General features: G+C 50.1%; 12 protein-coding genes. 9 read left to right on the top strand and 3 right to left on the bottom strand.

The genetic code is table 11. The annotated features are described in order from the left end of the window. Positions 1–114: 114 nt before the first annotated feature. Positions 115–1539: an MFS transporter gene (locus BM202_RS27845; protein WP_093832396.1), complete on the bottom strand. Its 1425-nt coding sequence runs from the start codon at positions 1537–1539 to the stop codon at positions 115–117. A gap of 127 nt (positions 1540–1666) precedes the next feature. Here BM202_RS27845 and BM202_RS27850 point away from each other — a divergent pair, with 127 nt between their 5' ends. Beyond that, complete coding sequence (locus tag BM202_RS27850; RefSeq protein ID WP_177236700.1) at positions 1667–2155, top strand: Lrp/AsnC family transcriptional regulator; 489 nt, start codon at positions 1667–1669, stop codon at positions 2153–2155. A gap of 50 nt (positions 2156–2205) precedes the next feature. On the opposite strand, the gene BM202_RS27855 is transcribed toward BM202_RS27850, so the two are convergent. Next, positions 2206–3243, bottom strand: coding sequence for a glycoside hydrolase family 43 protein (locus BM202_RS27855; RefSeq protein WP_093832398.1), 1038 nt, complete (start codon positions 3241–3243; stop codon positions 2206–2208). Between the two features lie 206 nt (positions 3244–3449). Here BM202_RS27855 and BM202_RS27860 point away from each other — a divergent pair, with 206 nt between their 5' ends. From BM202_RS27860 to BM202_RS27890, 7 genes are all read left to right on the top strand, one after another. Continuing rightward, complete coding sequence (locus BM202_RS27860; protein ID WP_093832400.1) at positions 3450–4052, top strand: RNA polymerase sigma factor; 603 nt, start codon at positions 3450–3452, stop codon at positions 4050–4052. A gap of 68 nt (positions 4053–4120) precedes the next feature. Then, positions 4121–5206 (top strand): FecR family protein, encoded by a 1086-nt coding sequence (locus BM202_RS27865; RefSeq protein WP_093832402.1) that lies wholly within the window; start codon positions 4121–4123, stop codon positions 5204–5206. 111 nt (positions 5207–5317) lie between these two features. Then, on the top strand, positions 5318–8752 hold the full coding sequence (locus BM202_RS27870) for a TonB-dependent receptor (RefSeq protein WP_245776807.1): 3435 nt from the start codon (positions 5318–5320) through the stop codon (positions 8750–8752). A gap of 15 nt (positions 8753–8767) precedes the next feature. Then, entirely contained in the window at positions 8768–10207 is a 1440-nt protein-coding gene (locus BM202_RS27875; RefSeq protein WP_093832404.1) for a RagB/SusD family nutrient uptake outer membrane protein, read from the top strand. Positions 10208–10306: 99 nt separating this feature from the next. After that, entirely contained in the window at positions 10307–11596 is a 1290-nt protein-coding gene (locus BM202_RS27880) for a polysaccharide pyruvyl transferase family protein (protein ID WP_093832406.1), read from the top strand. Positions 11597–11600: 4 nt separating this feature from the next. After that, positions 11601–12797, top strand: coding sequence for a polysaccharide pyruvyl transferase family protein (locus BM202_RS27885; protein WP_245776808.1), 1197 nt, complete (start codon positions 11601–11603; stop codon positions 12795–12797). A gap of 81 nt (positions 12798–12878) precedes the next feature. Further along, complete coding sequence (locus BM202_RS27890; protein ID WP_093832408.1) at positions 12879–14219, top strand: polysaccharide pyruvyl transferase family protein; 1341 nt, start codon at positions 12879–12881, stop codon at positions 14217–14219. A gap of 52 nt (positions 14220–14271) precedes the next feature. On the opposite strand, the gene BM202_RS27895 is transcribed toward BM202_RS27890, so the two are convergent. Further along, positions 14272–14979 (bottom strand): sugar phosphate isomerase/epimerase family protein, encoded by a 708-nt coding sequence (locus BM202_RS27895; RefSeq protein ID WP_317039722.1) that lies wholly within the window; start codon positions 14977–14979, stop codon positions 14272–14274. A gap of 449 nt (positions 14980–15428) precedes the next feature. Between BM202_RS27895 and BM202_RS27900 the strand changes: the two genes are divergently transcribed. Continuing rightward, positions 15429–16760, top strand: coding sequence for an adenylate/guanylate cyclase domain-containing protein (locus BM202_RS27900; RefSeq protein ID WP_093832409.1), 1332 nt, complete (start codon positions 15429–15431; stop codon positions 16758–16760). The last annotated feature ends 18 nt before the right edge of the window (positions 16761–16778 follow it).

Consider the following 16778-nt stretch of genomic DNA (forward strand, 5'->3'; position numbering starts at 1 on the left):
GAAATTGCAAGATTAATCCGTGGATAATCGCCGGATGACCAGTGTATTACGTTAGCGAAACTACTGAATGTTGCGGTTGTTGACGCTATTCGGTTAAAACATACTAAACAGTTTCTAAGCCCGCTCAGGATGAAGTTCATTCGTTACGTTGCTGGACGATTCAGATAGCGACTGCCTGCCACGGACCTTTCGAGAGTTTACAAGAAGCCTGACGAGTCCGAGCAAAGCATACAAACCCAAAATAACGGCTGGAAGAATTCCTGTACTTTGGCCACCCTGCTGGGGTTCGTCCAGAAAAAGTGACACGATCGACAAACCAAAGCCACCTCCTACGAAATAGGCCGTGGTGTTCACCCCCGATATCAATCCATGATGAGCTTCGGGGACCGGCTGCAGGGAAAGTACCGTCAGGGCAGAAAAGCTCAACGCAATGCCAACACTATTAACGCCCAGAATGGAAATCAGCAAGACAACAAGCGGATGAGCTGTCGATTGAATATAATAGACCAGGAACAAGGTTCCAGCCAGCAACGCGGCCATCCCTAAGATAGCCGTCTGATGTACAGAAAAGCGTTTCAGGAGCGTCGGCAACATGTATTTGCCGGTTAAGGCCGACAGGATACTGAAGGGGAAAAGTAGCAAGCCTGCCTGCGCTGCACTCAGTTGTCGGTCCTGTTGTAAAACCAGTGAAATTAGAAACAGGTAGCCTGTAAACGTGGCCCCCAGCATCGCCATACCTGTAATTGGGGTCAGGGATCGCCTGAGGACTGGAAATGAAATCAACGGAAAAGGCTGAGTGCTGTTTCGCTTAGCAAAGAGCCAGCCGCCCCCAGCCACCAGCAAGGTCAGCAGGAGCAATAGCCCACCCTTATTCGCCCAGTCGCCTACCTCATGCACTACGTAGGACAAAGCCGTAATGACCAGCGTCAGCAGCAATCCCGATAGGATGTCGGGCAGTGGCTCCGTCCGGGCGGTGTCTTTGGGTAAGTATCGATAGGCCAGGAGTAATGTGAGTAAAATGACTGGTACGTTAATGAAAAATACCCACTGCCAGCCAAATCCGGCCGCAATTAAACCGCCAACCGACAAACCACTGCCAGAGCCCAGAGCCGCAAAGGAGCTGAAAATACCGATCGCTTTACTACGGGCACTGGGTTCGGTAAACGTATGGCTGACAATCGAGAGCGCCGAGGGCATTAACAAGGCAGAGGCTATGCCCTGTAAGGCTCTGAAAATGAGCAGCCAGGTAAATGATCCCGCTAAGCCGGCCCCCAGTGACGTAAGCAGAAATAAGGTGGAAGCCGTCAGGAATATTTTGCGCCGGCCTAGCGTATCCGTCAGCCGTCCTCCCAGAATTAGCAAGCCGCCATATAGCAGGACATAGAGTGTCTGTAGCCATTGCACCTGAGTAAAGGAAAGTGTAAACCAATCCTGAATTAGAGGCATAGTCAAGTTGATAATAGCGATATCCAACGCTTCAAAAAAGACACTAATCGAAGCAATAAGCAGGGCTAGGTTAGGACGGGAAATAAATGACATAATCGCCTATTTGTTTTCACAAAAGAACTATTTACAGCATAGACATAAAAAAAGTATGTAACTTTTAGAACAAATGTTGATTTCTTCTGTGGTTTGTAGAACAAATGCTTACTCATCTTTTTCTTTTATGTCTCAAATAGAACAGCCTAATCGAATCGTCATCGAGTTAGATGAGAAAGACTACGCTATTTTGCGACTCGTTCAGGAAAACGCTAAATTGACCGTGCGGGAGATCGCGTCGCGCATTCACCTGAGTCCTACGCCCACGCATGAACGTATCAAACGACTCGAACAGCTTCAGGTTATTCGGCAGTACGTTGCCCTGGTGGACAATCGGAAAGTGAACCGGAAGGTTATGGTGATTTGTCAGGTCGCCCTGAAAGAGCACGATAAACAAACCGCCCACGATTTTGTGAGTGGTATTATTGGTTTCAGGGAAGTTGTGGAGTGTTACAACGTTTCGGGCGATTACGACTTTATGCTCAAGATTTTAGCTGAGAGCATCGAAAGCTACCATGATTTTTTTATCAATTACCTGGGGGAGGTCAAAGGTATCCGAAAGGCGAAAAGTGTATTCGTCATGGATATAATTAAAGATTCCCACATAGTGGTGTAGCAGAATTTAAGTCAGGGCATTAACCGCCCCTTTCCGCCAGCTCACTATCGCTATTTGGCTATGGATGAGGGTTTTGGTACGGCTGCTCCAGCCGCTACAGGAATGCCAAAATCTGGGCTGCCATCTGGTTTCCAGGTGAACCGCTGGGCGCGTGGGGTTCTATCCTTGCATTCCTTGTTCGCTTCGGTTTTGGCATGGTACACGATCCAGTCCTCCTTGCCATCGGGCGATTTCGTGAAGCAGTTATGGCCGGGACCAAATACGCTGTTGGCTGTCGATTTGGCAAAAACAGGCTGATTGGCTTTCGTCCAAGAGGCTGGATCGAGCAAATCACTCGTTTCGGAAGCTGTCAGTATACCCAGGGCGTAATTGTCGTCCCAACAGGCGCTGGCCGAGTAGACAATGAAAAGCTGCCCTCGTTTGCCTTTCAAGAATTCCGGTCCTTCACAAATTTCCCGCCCATCATACTTTTCCCACGGCAGGGTTGGCCGGGCAATTTCAACCTGTTTAGTGGTGATAGTCCAGGGGTTGACCATCTCGGCGATGAACAAATTACTTTGCGGACCTACATACCCTGAGTACAGAAAATACTGTTTGTCTTTATGCTCAAATATGGACCCGTCGAGCCCCGTGTAGTTCGTATTTATCTTGCCTTTGTCGGTCCAGTTTCCCGTTAACGGATTGGCCGATGCATTCTCCAGCACAAAAACGTATCGATTCTGGTCACCGGGTTTGACTTTGTCCGTTGCCGTATAGTACAGATACCATTTCCCGTTCAGATGGTGCAGTTCGGGCGCCCAGATATCCTTTGAATTGGGTCCCGAAGCGGGCGGTGTCCAGACTGTCTTTTTTTCGGCCTGACTTAAATCGGTGAAATCGCTGGTGCGCCAAAGCGTCAGATCACGGCCCGTTGTATTGGTGTAATAGTAATAACCATCCTTAAAAATCACCCACGGATCAGCGCCGGAAGCTAACAGAGGATTCGTAAAGGTCTGCTCTTTGGGGAGATTCTGCCCAGACAAAACGACTGATAGACACAGCAGTACGTTAATGATGAATGCAGTTCTGATTGGGCTAATGGTAGTCATGCAGAGAGAGGATTTTTAAAATAAATTACTTGATTTAAGCAGTAGAAACCTATTCGCTACTCGGTCTTTTGATCCACTCTGTCAGCGGTATCGATTTGCTAAGATTGAGTGAGCCATCGTATTTATTCCCAGGCATGATCCTATCCTACCAGTAATTGACTCACCGCGCCTGCTTCTATAGGTGAATCTTTTTTGCTGATACAGCCATGCCTTCAAGTACACCAACTACTGATATCCAGCTTTGGCAACAGCTAAAAAATGGCAGTGAGCTGGCATTAGGGAAATTACTGGCTAACTATTTCAATCCGCTACAGAACTATGGCTACAAGTTTGTGCGGAACGAAGATTTTGTGAAAGACTGTGTGCAGGAGGTGTTTATCGAAATCTGGAACCGCCGGGATCGCATCAGCACACCGGATAGCGTGCGGGCGTACCTGTTGAGTTCCGTACGAAAACGGGTGATTCGGGAAGGCTACCGGCAACGTATCATCAACGAAGACGAGTCCGCCGATCTGGAAAATGACCTGAATTTTGTTGAGTTTTCGCCCGAGTGGTCATTGATCGAGCAGGAGAGTCTAGCCGAGACGACTCACCGGGTTGCCGAGGCCCTCAACCAGCTACCCAAACGCCAGCGAGAAGTCATTTATCTGCGTTACTATCAGAATCTGGAACGGGACGAAATCGCTGATATCATGGGCGTTAACCCCCAGTCGGTGTCGAATCTTTTGCAGGCCGCGTTCAAAACATTTCGGGAAAACTGGGTGGGCTTTATCCTGCTGACTGCTTTGCTCCGTGAGACATCTTTTTAATTATTGCTAAAAACAGGTATCCGAGCCACCAATTGGCCATCTATTACCGAGCTAGATACGTACGCATCATGAATCCCGACTACCAGAACTATAGCGTCGAAGAATTTACGCGCGACGAACAGTTTCGACAATGGGTCATCCATCGGAACCCGCAGAGCGAAGCCTTCTGGTCTCAGTGGTTAACTACCCATCCCGAAGCATCCGGAAAAGTGCAGCTGGCCAGAGCTTTTCTATATGCGCTGGAAGAAAAAAACACGGCCCTGCCCGATGATGAACTAACGCATATTACCGACGACATTATTCAGCAAGGTAAGACATCAGTACGTCCGCTTTTGTCGACGGTAGCGTTTCGGATTGCTGCGTCGGTTTTACTCGTTCTGGGCATTGGTTATTTGTTTTTCCTCGAAAAACCTGAGCCGGTGGGTGTTGCCGGTCTGGAAGGAATCAGCCCGGTACTGGTCTCAAATTATACCGAATTTAAGAATGATAAGGCTGATTCACGGCGGATTATGCTTCAGGATGGGAGTTCTGTTACGGTCTACCCAAACAGTACGTTACGCTATCCGAAGCAGTTTGTGGATAATCGGCGGGAAGTTTACCTGAGAGGAAAAGCATTCTTTGAGGTGACCAAAAATCCTAAAAAACCCTTCTGGGTCCATGCCGACCGGATTTCTACGCAGGTGTTAGGCACCTCGTTTCTGGTGACGACCGAAGGCAAAAATGCATCCGTGGAAGTGCGTTCGGGACGGGTGTCGGTCTATACCCGGAAAGATATTCGGCAGGCCCGCCAGTCGCAGAAAAATGAATCTGTCGGTGTGGTGCTTACCGCCAATCAGCAGGTGGCGTTTATTGAAAAAGAAGATCGGTTGGTAAAATCTGTCGTATCGCAACCCATTGTTTTACAGAAATTTGCCGTCAATGAATACGTATTTGACGATGTGCCGATGGAAAAGGTGTTCAAGCAACTCGAAACGACCTACGGCCTCCCGGTGCTGTATGATCCGTTGACGATTAAAAATTGCTTTATTACCGCCAATCTCACGGGGGAATCACTGTTCGAAAAGCTGAATCTGATCTGCCGAATCTCCCGGGCCACCTACGAAATTGTGGATGGTCAGATCGTTATTCACAGCCTCGGATGTGATAATAAGTAGGTATATTTGAATAGGTTAGGGGGTAGTTGAGAATTATTTATAAAAATAATTACAAAAAAGCAGTATCTGCCCGATCGAGTTGCCATCCGTGAGTAAATAACCGTTTCACTCATGGATAAACTTTATACGACGTATCCGTCCTTTGCCCAGCTCATGAAACTATCGGTTACGCAACTTCTGATAGCTATGTTGTTTGTGAGCACCACCTGGGCTCGCCTTGCACATGGGCAGGAGGTTCTTGACCAGCACATCCTGATAAAAACAGGCAGTACGAACCTGAAAGGTGCCCTGACGTTGCTGGAACGTAGCACCAACGTTCGGTTCATTTATAACCCCAAAGAAATTCAGGCCGATCAGAAAGTAAAACTTGTTTCCCGGTCGGGCACGCTCAAGGATTTCCTGACCGAACTGCTTACGCCCCTGCACATCAGTTACGAGGTGTCGGGTAAACAGATTGCGCTGTTCAAAAACCCGGCCACCGGACGTAGTAAATCCGGCGAAAATACTGGCGACGAACAGGAATTAATCAATCAGCTATCCACCCGAGAAGTGGCCGACCGGCCGGTCTCGGGTCGGGTCACCGATGGGGCCAATAGTGCTGGGTTACCCGGTGTCAGCGTTGTGCTGAAAGGCACCCGCCTGGGCACTATCACCGACAGAGAGGGGAATTACCGGCTTACCATTCCCGAACAGTATGTCAACGCAACCACTACGTTGGTGCTGTCTTTTATTGGCTACACGACTCAGGAATTGGTGATCGGTAATCGAACGTCTATCGACGTTACGTTAGCCGTGGACGATAAGCAATTGAATGAAGTGGTAGTGGTCGGTTATGGTACCGTTAAGAAATCAGATTTGACGGGGGCTGTTGCCAAAGTGGGCGAAACGAATATTAAAGCTACGCCCATTCCTTCGTTAGATCGGGCGATGCAGGGGAGGGCTGCCGGGGTTCAGGTCGTGACGAATTCGGCGGCTCCGGGTGGCAGTTCGACGATACGTATCCGGGGGTCGGGTTCAGTCAATGCCAGTAACGACCCACTCTATGTGATCGACGGCTTTCCGACTACCGGGCTTAACTCCATCAATACCAATGACATTGAATCCATCGAAGTGTTGAAAGATGCCTCGGCCACAGCTATTTATGGGTCGCGCGGGTCAAATGGCGTCGTGTTGGTGACGACCAAACGGGGCAAAGCCGGCAAGACCGTTATTAGCTACGATGCGTATTACGGCGTTCAGACTGTCCGGCGGAAAATTCCGCTGCTCAATGCCCGTCAATTTGCTGATTTTGTGAATGAAGCGCGGGTCAATGGGGGTGGTAAGCCGTATTTCGATGGTAGTACGGCTGATCAGCCGCTGGCGTCTTCATTGGGTGAAGGCACCGACTGGCAGTCGCAGATATTTCGGGCAGCACCCATCCAAAGCCATCAACTGGCCGCTTCCGGTGGATCAGAAAAGTCGCGTTACGCGATTTCCTTTGGGTATTTCAATCAGCAGGGAATCATTCTCAACTCCGACTTTAAACGCTATACGCTACGTGCCAACCTCGATAATAATCTGACTTCAAAACTGAAAGCTGGGCTTACTATTCAGGGCGCTTACACGACCGGAAGCAACGCCAAAACCGATGTGGATGGCAACAATGGGGGAGGAGCAACCAGTTCGGCATTGAGTTATGCGCCCAATTTTCCGATCTACAATGCAGACGGAAGTTACTACAAAAACACGGGGGCGCTCAATGGCTATGGGGTAGATAATCCGCTGGCGGTAGCGAATGAAATCACGAATAACAACAATACGATTCGGCTGCTGGCCAATGCCTATCTTGACTATGCCATTATTGAAGGATTGAATTTTCGCACCAGTTTTGGGACAGATTTGCAGAGTACGAAAACGAACCGATATGCTACCCGGCTCTCGTTGGCGGGGTCTAGTCTGGGGGGAACAGCTTCCGTCGAAACGGCGCAGAATGTTGGCTGGCTGAATGAGAATACTCTGAATTATACGCGGCAACTGGCTCCAAAACATAATTTGAACGCGCTGCTGGGGTACACCATTCAGGGCCTGGGAATAGAAAAAGTAGGTGCCAATGCCAATACGTTCACCAATGATTTTGCGCTGTACAACAATTTGAGCGCCGGTTCAACGCTGGTGGCGCCAACATCGGAAGCGAGTGACTGGCGGTTGATTTCGTACCTCGCCCGGATTAATTATGGATTCGATGATCGTTTTCTGCTCACGCTGACGGGTCGGCGGGATGGTTCCAGCCGGTTCGGCCCAAATCAGAAATTTGGATTTTTTCCGTCGGGGGCGCTGGCCTGGAAAATGGCCAATGAACAATGGATGAAGAGCCTGACGGCGCTTTCGGATGCCAAACTTCGGGTGAGTTACGGTCTGTCGGGCAACCAGGAAATTGGCAATTACCGCTACCTGGGCAATATCAGTTCAACGCCTTATATATTGGGTGGCACGCTCAATTCCGGCTCATACACATCCAGTATTGCCAATCCCGACCTGCGCTGGGAGCGAAATGCCCAATTCGATGTGGGGCTGGACGTAGGGATACTCAATAACCGAATCCAGTTTACCGCCGATTATTACATCAAAACGACATCGGACCTGCTGTTCAATGTAGGCGTACCCACCTCATCGGGCTTTTCGACAACGCTGAAAAACATTGGCAGCGTTCAGAACAAGGGGCTTGAGCTGTCCTTAAATACGATCAACGTCGACAAGGGCGGCTTCCGCTGGACATCCGAATTCAACATTACGTTTAACCAGAATAAAATTCAGACGCTGGATGGCCGTCAGGAATTCACAACGGGTACGGATGCCGTTATTTTTGCGACAAACGTCAACCCGATTTTGTTGCGGGTCGGTAGTCCGTTGGGTAATTTCTACGGACGGGTCGTGGATGGTATCTTTCAAAACCAGGCCGACGTAGACGCGTCGGCGCAGAAAACCGCCAAACCCGGTGACATTCGCTACAAAGACCTGAATGGCGACGGCACTATCAATGACAACGACCGGGCGATCATTGGCAATGCTAACTCTAAACTCTTCGGTGGCTTCAATAATACGTTCTCGTTCAGGGGCTTTGATCTGAATATTTTCGTTCAGGGCAATTCTGGCAACCAGATTCTGAATTACGGAACCTTCGATCTGCTGAACCTGACGGGCGGCAACAACCAATCAGCCAGAGCGCTGGATCGTTGGACGCCCACGAACCCGAGCAACGAAATTCCCCGCGCGAATGCGGCCGGCGGCTCTCGTATTCTGTCCAGTTTTAACGTTGAAGACGGCTCCTATCTACGCTTTAAAAATATATCGCTGGGTTATAATCTGCCCAGAGGATTGTTAGACCGACTCGCTATATCGTCCGCCAAAATCTACGTAACAGCTCAGAACTGGATCACGATTACGAAGTATACGGGCTACGATCCCGAAGTGAATCGCTACGGCAGTTCGTCATTGAGTCAGGGACTTGACTATGGTGGTTACCCAGCCGCTAAAACCCTACTGGTTGGCTTGAATCTGAAATTCTAACTCCTGCCCTACATCATGAAATCTACTTATATACTCGTTCTGTTGCTGGCGTTCACGGCCTGCGAAACGCAATTAGATCTTTCGCCCGTTACCAACCTCACCAATGTTACGTACTACAAAACGGCTGAGGATGCCAAAGCGGCTGTTGGTGCCTGCTATGCGCAGATTGGCGGAACTGACCCCTTCCTGGACCTGGTCACAACCGACGATGCCATCGCCTTTCTGACGGGTTCTGCCGACCGGCCTTTGCTCTGGCGGTATAACATTACGCCGTCCAACACTTTTATCTCGCAGTATGCCGGTGCTTACAATGGCATTAACCGGTCGAATACGGTGATTGGACGCCTGCCGGGTATTCCGATGGACGAAAACCTGAAAAAGCGATACATCGCCGAAGCGAAGTTTTTGCGGGCACTCCATTACTTTAACCTCGTGCGGCTGTATGGCGACGTTCCGATTGTAACTACAGAAACCACGTCATTGGAAGGCCTTGCGGTACCGCGCGAGCCCGTCGACAAAGTATACGAACTGATCGAAGCTGATTTAAAAGAGGCCGAAAGTGTCTTACCTAAAACGTACCCAGCCAGCGAATCGGGTCGAGCGTCGCTGGGAGCCGCGAAGGGGATATTGGCGCGTGTGTATCTGACCCGGGCGGGCACCACCGCCGGTTCGCCCTACTGGGCACAGGCAGCTGCTAAAGCCAAGGAGGTAATGGATCTGGGCGTGTATGACCTCTACGCCAACTTTGCCGATGCGTTTGCCTTGACGGCGCGGGGTGGAAAAGAGAATATCTTCGAAATTCAATACCTCACCGATGTGAAAGGTCACGGCGACGGACGCGGCTACGGTGTTCGGTCGGCACCGATATATCCGGGAACAGGTTCCGGCATTGCCCGCCCAACGGCGAGTCTGTTTACTCTGTACTCGGACAAGGATACGCGCAAAGCTGTTACGTTCATTACGTCGTATGTCTACAACGGCGTTACCACCACGCTTTCCATTACTGATCCCGATTTTACGAAGGCGGTGTCGTACCAGAAGCTGTGGGACAAAACCGCAAAAACAACTTCGGGTGAAGGGACCAGCAAACCCATTCTGCGCTATTCGGACGTACTGCTGATGTATGCCGAAGCGACAAATGAGTCCAACAATGGGCCAACGGCTGACGCCTACGCAGCCCTGAATAAAGTTCGGATGCGGGCTGGGCTAACGGCGCTGACGGGATTAACGTATCAGCAGTTCAAGGAAGCTGTCTGGCTGGAACGCCGGCTGGAATTCACCTTCGAGAATATGCGTCGCTTCGACCTGGTCCGCACGGGCCGCCTGCTCGACGCCGTAAAAGCAGAGAACAGTTTCGCCCGCAATGCCACGATTCAGCCCTTCCACGTGCTGATGCCCATTCCCCAGGCGGACATGGATGCTAACCCGAATCTGAAGCAAAATCCTGGTTATTAATTCTTTAGGTTATTTCGAGAACACTCCCCACCCCCTGAAGGGGGCTTTAATCGAGAGTAAGGAAGCCCCTTCAGGGGGTGGGGGTTAAACACTTTTTATATGACAAACCGCAGAGATTTCCTCAAACAAACGCCATCATTAATCGGGTTGCTGATGAGCATTCCGGCATTAGCTCAGGTGTCTCCTTTCGAGATAGCCGCTAAAAAGTCCATTATACTACGTTCGTCCTGGCAAACGGTCAACATCGGCGACATTGGCCATACGCCTGGTGTGCTGGCACTCTTAGAAAAATATTTGCCCGATGTGGAGGTGCGGCTGTGGCCATCCAGCGTCGATAATGGCGTCGATGAGTTACTACGTCGTCGGTTCCCGAACGTACCGATTATCAAAACGCCGGAGGAAATTACGAAGGCTTTTACCGACTGTGTCTTTCTGCTGCATGGGTCCGGGCCATCGTTGGTAGCTCGTAAGGATGTGGAGCGCTGGCATAAAGAAACCGCCAAGCCGTATGGCATTTATGGCATTACGTTCCCCGGTGTCTACAGCCCTGATCCAAAGGCAGTTGTTACGGCCAATCCACTGGATGTTGAGTTATTGAGCAAAGCTCGTTTTGCCCTTTTTCGCGACTCTGTTTCATTGGGCTTTGCGAAAGCCAATGGTGTAACCAGCCCCGTTATGGAGTTTTGTCCTGATGGTGCGTTCGCCGTGGATTTGCGGAATGATCAGGCGGCCATCACATTCATGAAAGAACATGGGCTGGAAGAAGGCAAGTTCATGTGTGTCATTCCCCGCACCCGATTCACGCCGTACTGGGAGATTCCCAGTAAAAAAACGGCCTTCGATGCAACACGTGACGCTCGGAATCAGGCCATGAAAGAGCACGACAATGCGCCACTTCGGGAAGCTATTATTGCCATTGTCCGGCAGACGCCCATGAAAATTCTGATTTGTCCGGAGGACGAAACGCAGGTGAAACTGGGCAAAGAGATTCTGTTTGATAAGCTACCCGACGATGTAAAACCCAAAGTTGTCTGGCGCGATCATTACTGGATTACCGACGAAGCCGTCAGTACGTACATTCGCTCGGCGGGCTTGTTTGGGCTTGAAATGCACTCGCCCATTATGTGCATCGGGAATGGCATTCCGGCCATAGTTGGTCGTTTTGCCGAGCAAACCAGTAAAGGCGCCATGTGGAAAGACATTGGCCTGGGCGACTGGCTGTTCGATATGGACAATGAACAGGACGTCGCCCGCTATGTCCCAACGGTGCTGGCAATGGCCAAAGACCCCAAAGCCGCCAAAGCGAAAGCGGCCAAAGGCCGGAAATTTGTTGAGCAGCGGCAACGGGAAACGATGGGTTTAGTGAAAAAGAACATAATCTCCGTCTGAGCCTATGCAAGATCGTAGAACGTTCCTGAACCAATTCCCCGCGCTGGTTGGGCTGTTGGCAAGTATACCAGCGTTGGCGCACCCAGTTGTAGCCAGAAAATCCATCATTCTTCGCTCGTCGTGGCAGACAGAAAACATCGGTGATATTGGCCACACGCCCGGCGTACTAACATTACTGGAAAAATACCTGCCCGATGTAGATGTACGCTTGTGGCCGTCTAATGTTGACAATGGCGTTGAAGAAATGCTGAAAAAACGTTTTCCGAACGTACCGATCATTCGAACACCCGATGAAATAAATCGGGCTTTTGCGGAATGCGTTTTTCTGCTGCACGGTTCCGGGCCTTCTCTGGTAGCCCGCAACGATGTGGGGCGCTGGCGTAAGGAAACCGCCAAGCCGTATGGCATCTATGGCATTACGTTCCCCGGCGTATATGGGCTTCCGAACGAGCGGCAAAAGGTGAATCCCGTCGATGTTGATCTGCTCAGCAAAGCTCAATTCGCCTATTTCCGGGACTCGGTTTCGTTAGCGTTCGCCAAAAAGGAAGGCGTTAACTGCCCCATTATGGAGTTCTGCCCCGATGGCGCATTTGCGGTCGATGTAAAAAATGACGCAGCCGCGATCGCCTTTCTGAAGGAGCACGACCTGGAAGAAGGCAAGTTTATGTGTGCCATTCCACAATTGCGATTTACGCCCTGGTGGGAGCTTCCGCAGAAAAAACTAGCTGTAAATGAAGCGAAACACGCCCGAAACGAGCAGATGAAAGAGCATGACAATGCCCCCATCCGCGAAGCGATCATTGCGGTTGTTCGGCAGACACCGATGAAAGTTTTGCTGGTTCCGGAAAATGAAACCCAGGTCAGGATTGGTAAGGAAATGCTCTACGATCCGCTGCCCAATGACGTGAAAGCAAAGGTCGTCTGGCGGGATCATTACTGGCTGACCGACGAAGCCATTAGTACGATATTCGTTCGGCAGGCTTGTTTGGACTCGAAATGCATTCACCCATCATGTGTATCGCCAATGACATTCCGGCCATTGTTTGTCGGTTCGATGAGCAGACGAGCAAAGGGTATATGTGGCGGGATATTGGGCTGGGCGACTGGCTGTTCGATATGGATACACCGAACGATGTTGCCCGAATTGTTCCGGCAGTGCTGGCGATGGCCAAAGATCCCAAAACCGCGAAAAGAAACGTAACGAAAGCCAGAAAATTCGTTGAACAGCGGCAACGGGAAACGATGGACGTAGTGAAGAAAAACCTTATTTCTCTCTAAATGGATGCCATCAAGACGAAGTTTTATTAAGCTGTCGACCTTCTCGTCGGCGAGCGCTCTACTGCCAACGGCCTCGTTTGGGGTATCAGAAAGCACACCCAGTGCTGCTCCCAAGAAGAACCCGGTTATCATTCTGCGGTCGTCCTGGGGGGATGGCAATATTGGTGATCAGGGACACACGCCTGGCACCATTCGCTTATTGACGCAGTACGTTCCCAATGCCGAAATTCTGCTCTGGCATACCGACCCACGACCCGAAACGGAAACGTTGATCAGCCGGAATTTTCCGAAGGTAAAGGTCATTCGGGGGAAGTTCTACGAGTCAGGGAAGCCATTCGAGGGAGAGGTCAAAGAAGCATTCGAACGGGCTGATATGTTCATTTTCAACTCGGGAATGGCCATGAACTTTGGCCTGTATGGCAAAGACTGGGGCGGCAATATGTCAAGCCTGACGCCGTATATCTATTGCGCTGAAAACAACATTCCCTTTGGTATTTATGGACAATCATTCGACCGGTTCGATTTTCCGTCGATGTACGCGTATCGGAACGTACTGAGTCAGGCTGCGTTCGTGTACTGCCGGGATGGCGAATCGCTCAAATTTCTGAAAGAGAATAAGTTTCGGACACCCGTGCTCGAATTTGGGCCGGACGGCTGTTTTGGTATCAACGTACGAGATGAAGAGAAAGGACTGGCCTATCTGAAAAAAGCAGGGTTGGAAGCCCAGAAATTTCTGGCCGTTGTGATCCTCACCAATACGCCCTACGCTAACCGAAGACCTAATGCAATTGATCTGGGTAAATCGCCTGCGGACTGGCAGGAAGAGGACCGATCACGCATGGCAAAAATTCGAGAGATGATTACGAACTGGGTGCGCGAAACGGGGCTGAACGTGCTGTTAGCGCCCGAAGTGACCAAGGAAATTGAACCCGCCAAAACGTTTCTGTACGATCAGTTGCCCGCCGATGTGCAGTCGAAAGTTGTCTGGCGTGATACGTTCTGGAACGCCGACGAAGCCATGTCCGTATACGCACGGGCGCATACCCTTTTCGGGATGGAACCGCACTCGCTCATTATGGGCGTGACCCTGGGCGTACCCGTTATCCATGCCTGGCCGCCCTCGCACGGACGGAAAGCCTGGATGTTCCGCGATATTGGGTTGCCAGACTGGCTATTTCAGGTCGATGAATCATCAGCCGCCGACTGGACAAAGCAGTTGCGGTTAATCCATCAGGACTGCGCCGGAGCAAAGAAAAAAGTGGCCAATGCCATGGCCTTTGTGCAGCAGCGGCAAGCGTCCACGATGAGCGTGATCAACAAAGCGATTGAGAATCGAAAGCCGTAATATCAGCGCTGGAGTTTTTATTCTCCCTCCTGCGTCGAAAACGAAAAATTGATCAAACGCTTAATTTTTTAACGTTCTGGAAGCTAATGGCAATGGCTTCCAGCGGGGGGATTTTGCAAACGTCCTGTTCCACGTAGTAGTGTTCAATGCCGGCAATTTTGCGAGCATCCAGAATGCGCTGAAAATCAATGGAACCAGTGCCCACAGGAGCGAAGGCCCGGTCGGGTGTTTTTTCCATGTCTTTCAGATGAACAATGGGGAAACGTCCCGGATGTTGGTTAAACAGCGCTACCGGATCTTGACCTGCTTTGGTTGCCCAGTAGACATCCAATTCCAGCTTAACCAGTTTAGGGTCAGTTTCTTTTAAAATTATATCGTAAGGAACCTGTCCCTCCAGCGGCTGAAATTCAAAATCGTGATTGTGATGCATAAACTGAATGCCCGCTTTTTTGCAAACCTCAGCCGACCGGTTGAACAACTCGGCAAGCTTCTTATAATCGTCAATTGTTTTACGCTCATCCGGGGTTAAATAAGCACATCCCATAAAAGACTGCCCACCCTCGACCGCCTGATCAACGGTCTTGTTCCAGTCTTTTTTCATAACGGTTGTCATGTATAGACCACTTGGCGCCGTCAGGCCCATACCGCTCAAAAACGCCTTGCACTCTTTAGGTGTTTTGCCGAAGTAAGTGCCCGTTTCAATCTCCGTATAACCGATCTGCGCTATCTTTCGAAGGGTTCCCTCGACATCTTTCGCCATTTCATTACGTACCGTATAGAGTTGTAAACCAACATTTTTTATCGGTTTAGCCCAGGCATCAACTTTGTTGAGCAGGGTAATGTCAGGGCAAGGGCGCTGGTTTTAAGAAACTGGTTGCGGGAAATGGAACGTGAAAATGCCATAACGAACGTGTAGGGGGTTTTGTAAAAGCCAATCTCCAGGCCAATGATAGCAAACCCAACATGAGGCCAGATTCTACTGATTCGACCCGACGGAATTTTGCCTCATTTTTTGATACGTACACCAGACATATTCTCTTTCAATACCTTCTTGAGGAGCTGGTCAACGAAATAAATGCGGTTAAATGGCTTGTCCTTCTGAAGGATCACGTCAAACTTATTTTGCCACTAACGTAGTCGATTGCTCAAATCTGGCTGATTTTTACGCTATTATAGGACTGCGAATCACCACACATCAGCGGTATACTTATGAACTGGCTTCCTAATCGACAGAAAGAGGCAATTACGTCGTTTCAGTATGAATTTGAACAGGAAGATTTTCGGCGTGAGCGCCAGCGGGCGGGCGTTCTGGTTGTCCTGTTCAGCCTGGGTTTCGTACTCTACGGCGTGCTTATTCATTTCTTTTCCCGGTCGATTGACGACCTGCCGGGTCACGAAACAACCACCCGCTCCATCGCCATTTATATGGGCGGTATGTTGCTCTACGAATTCGGTATATGGCGGATGCTGGGGACAATCAGCCGGTACGTACGAGGCTTGCCCTACATGGCTAAATTCGGGAATGCTACGGTCGAAATCACGGCCCTGACTGTCGTCTTGTATATCAGCAGTCAATCGTTCGGGCAGCCGATTCTGATGCTGTTGTCGCCCATTACGTATCTGTATTTTGTCTTTATCGTGCTGTCAACGCTTCGACTGAGCATAGCCGTATCGCTCTGGACCGGCGGATTAGCCGGACTTGAATATTACCTGTTGAGCCGTTATTTACTGACAAAATCCCCCGTTGGAGCAGTCCACTTTACGGAGGTTACTTTTTTTCTTAGCAGCGCCTTCCCCTACGTAGTGAAATCAATAATTATGCTGATAACGGGGGCACTCGCTGCTTATGTTGCCCGCCAGATTAGCCTGAGTGTTCAGCTATCAATCCAGCGAATGGAAGCCAATGAACAGATCCGGACATTGTTTGGCCAACAGGTATCGCCCGAAGTTGTGCAGGCTATTCTCGACCAGAATGGTGTGCTGGCGCCCCGACACAGTAAGGTCAGCATTATGTTTCTGGATATCCGGAATTTCACCATTTATGCGGATACCCACTCGCCCGAAGACGTCATTGCGTATCAAAGTGCATTTTTTAGCCTGGTGGCCAAGATTGTGCAGGAGTACGGCGGTATTGTTAATCAGTTTCTGGGCGATGGGTGCATGATTACATTTGGCGCTCCACTCGCGCTCGATAACCCGGCAGAACAGGCCGTTAAGGCTGGCCTGGTTATTCTGCAAGCCGTTGAGGACGCTAGCCGGACGCAACTTATTCCACCCACATCCATTGGTATTGGTATCCAGTCGGGCGACGCCGTTGTCGGCAATATTGGGACAGAAAACCGCCAGCAGTACAACATTACGGGTAAAGTTGTGATACAGGCGGCTCGCATTGAGCAACTTAACAAAGAGTATGGCTCCCAGATGCTGATCAGTCAGGACGTAGTGAATGATTTGCCGAATATGCCCAACGGCACCAAACAGTTAGGTATCGTGCATTTAAAAGGCATTGCTGAAGACATACGGCTGTGGCAACTTGCTTAAAAAATCGCTCGTGTCGCT

The sequence above is a fragment of the Spirosoma endophyticum genome (assembly GCF_900112365.1).
GTDB lineage: Bacteria > Bacteroidota > Bacteroidia > Cytophagales > Spirosomataceae > Spirosoma > Spirosoma endophyticum.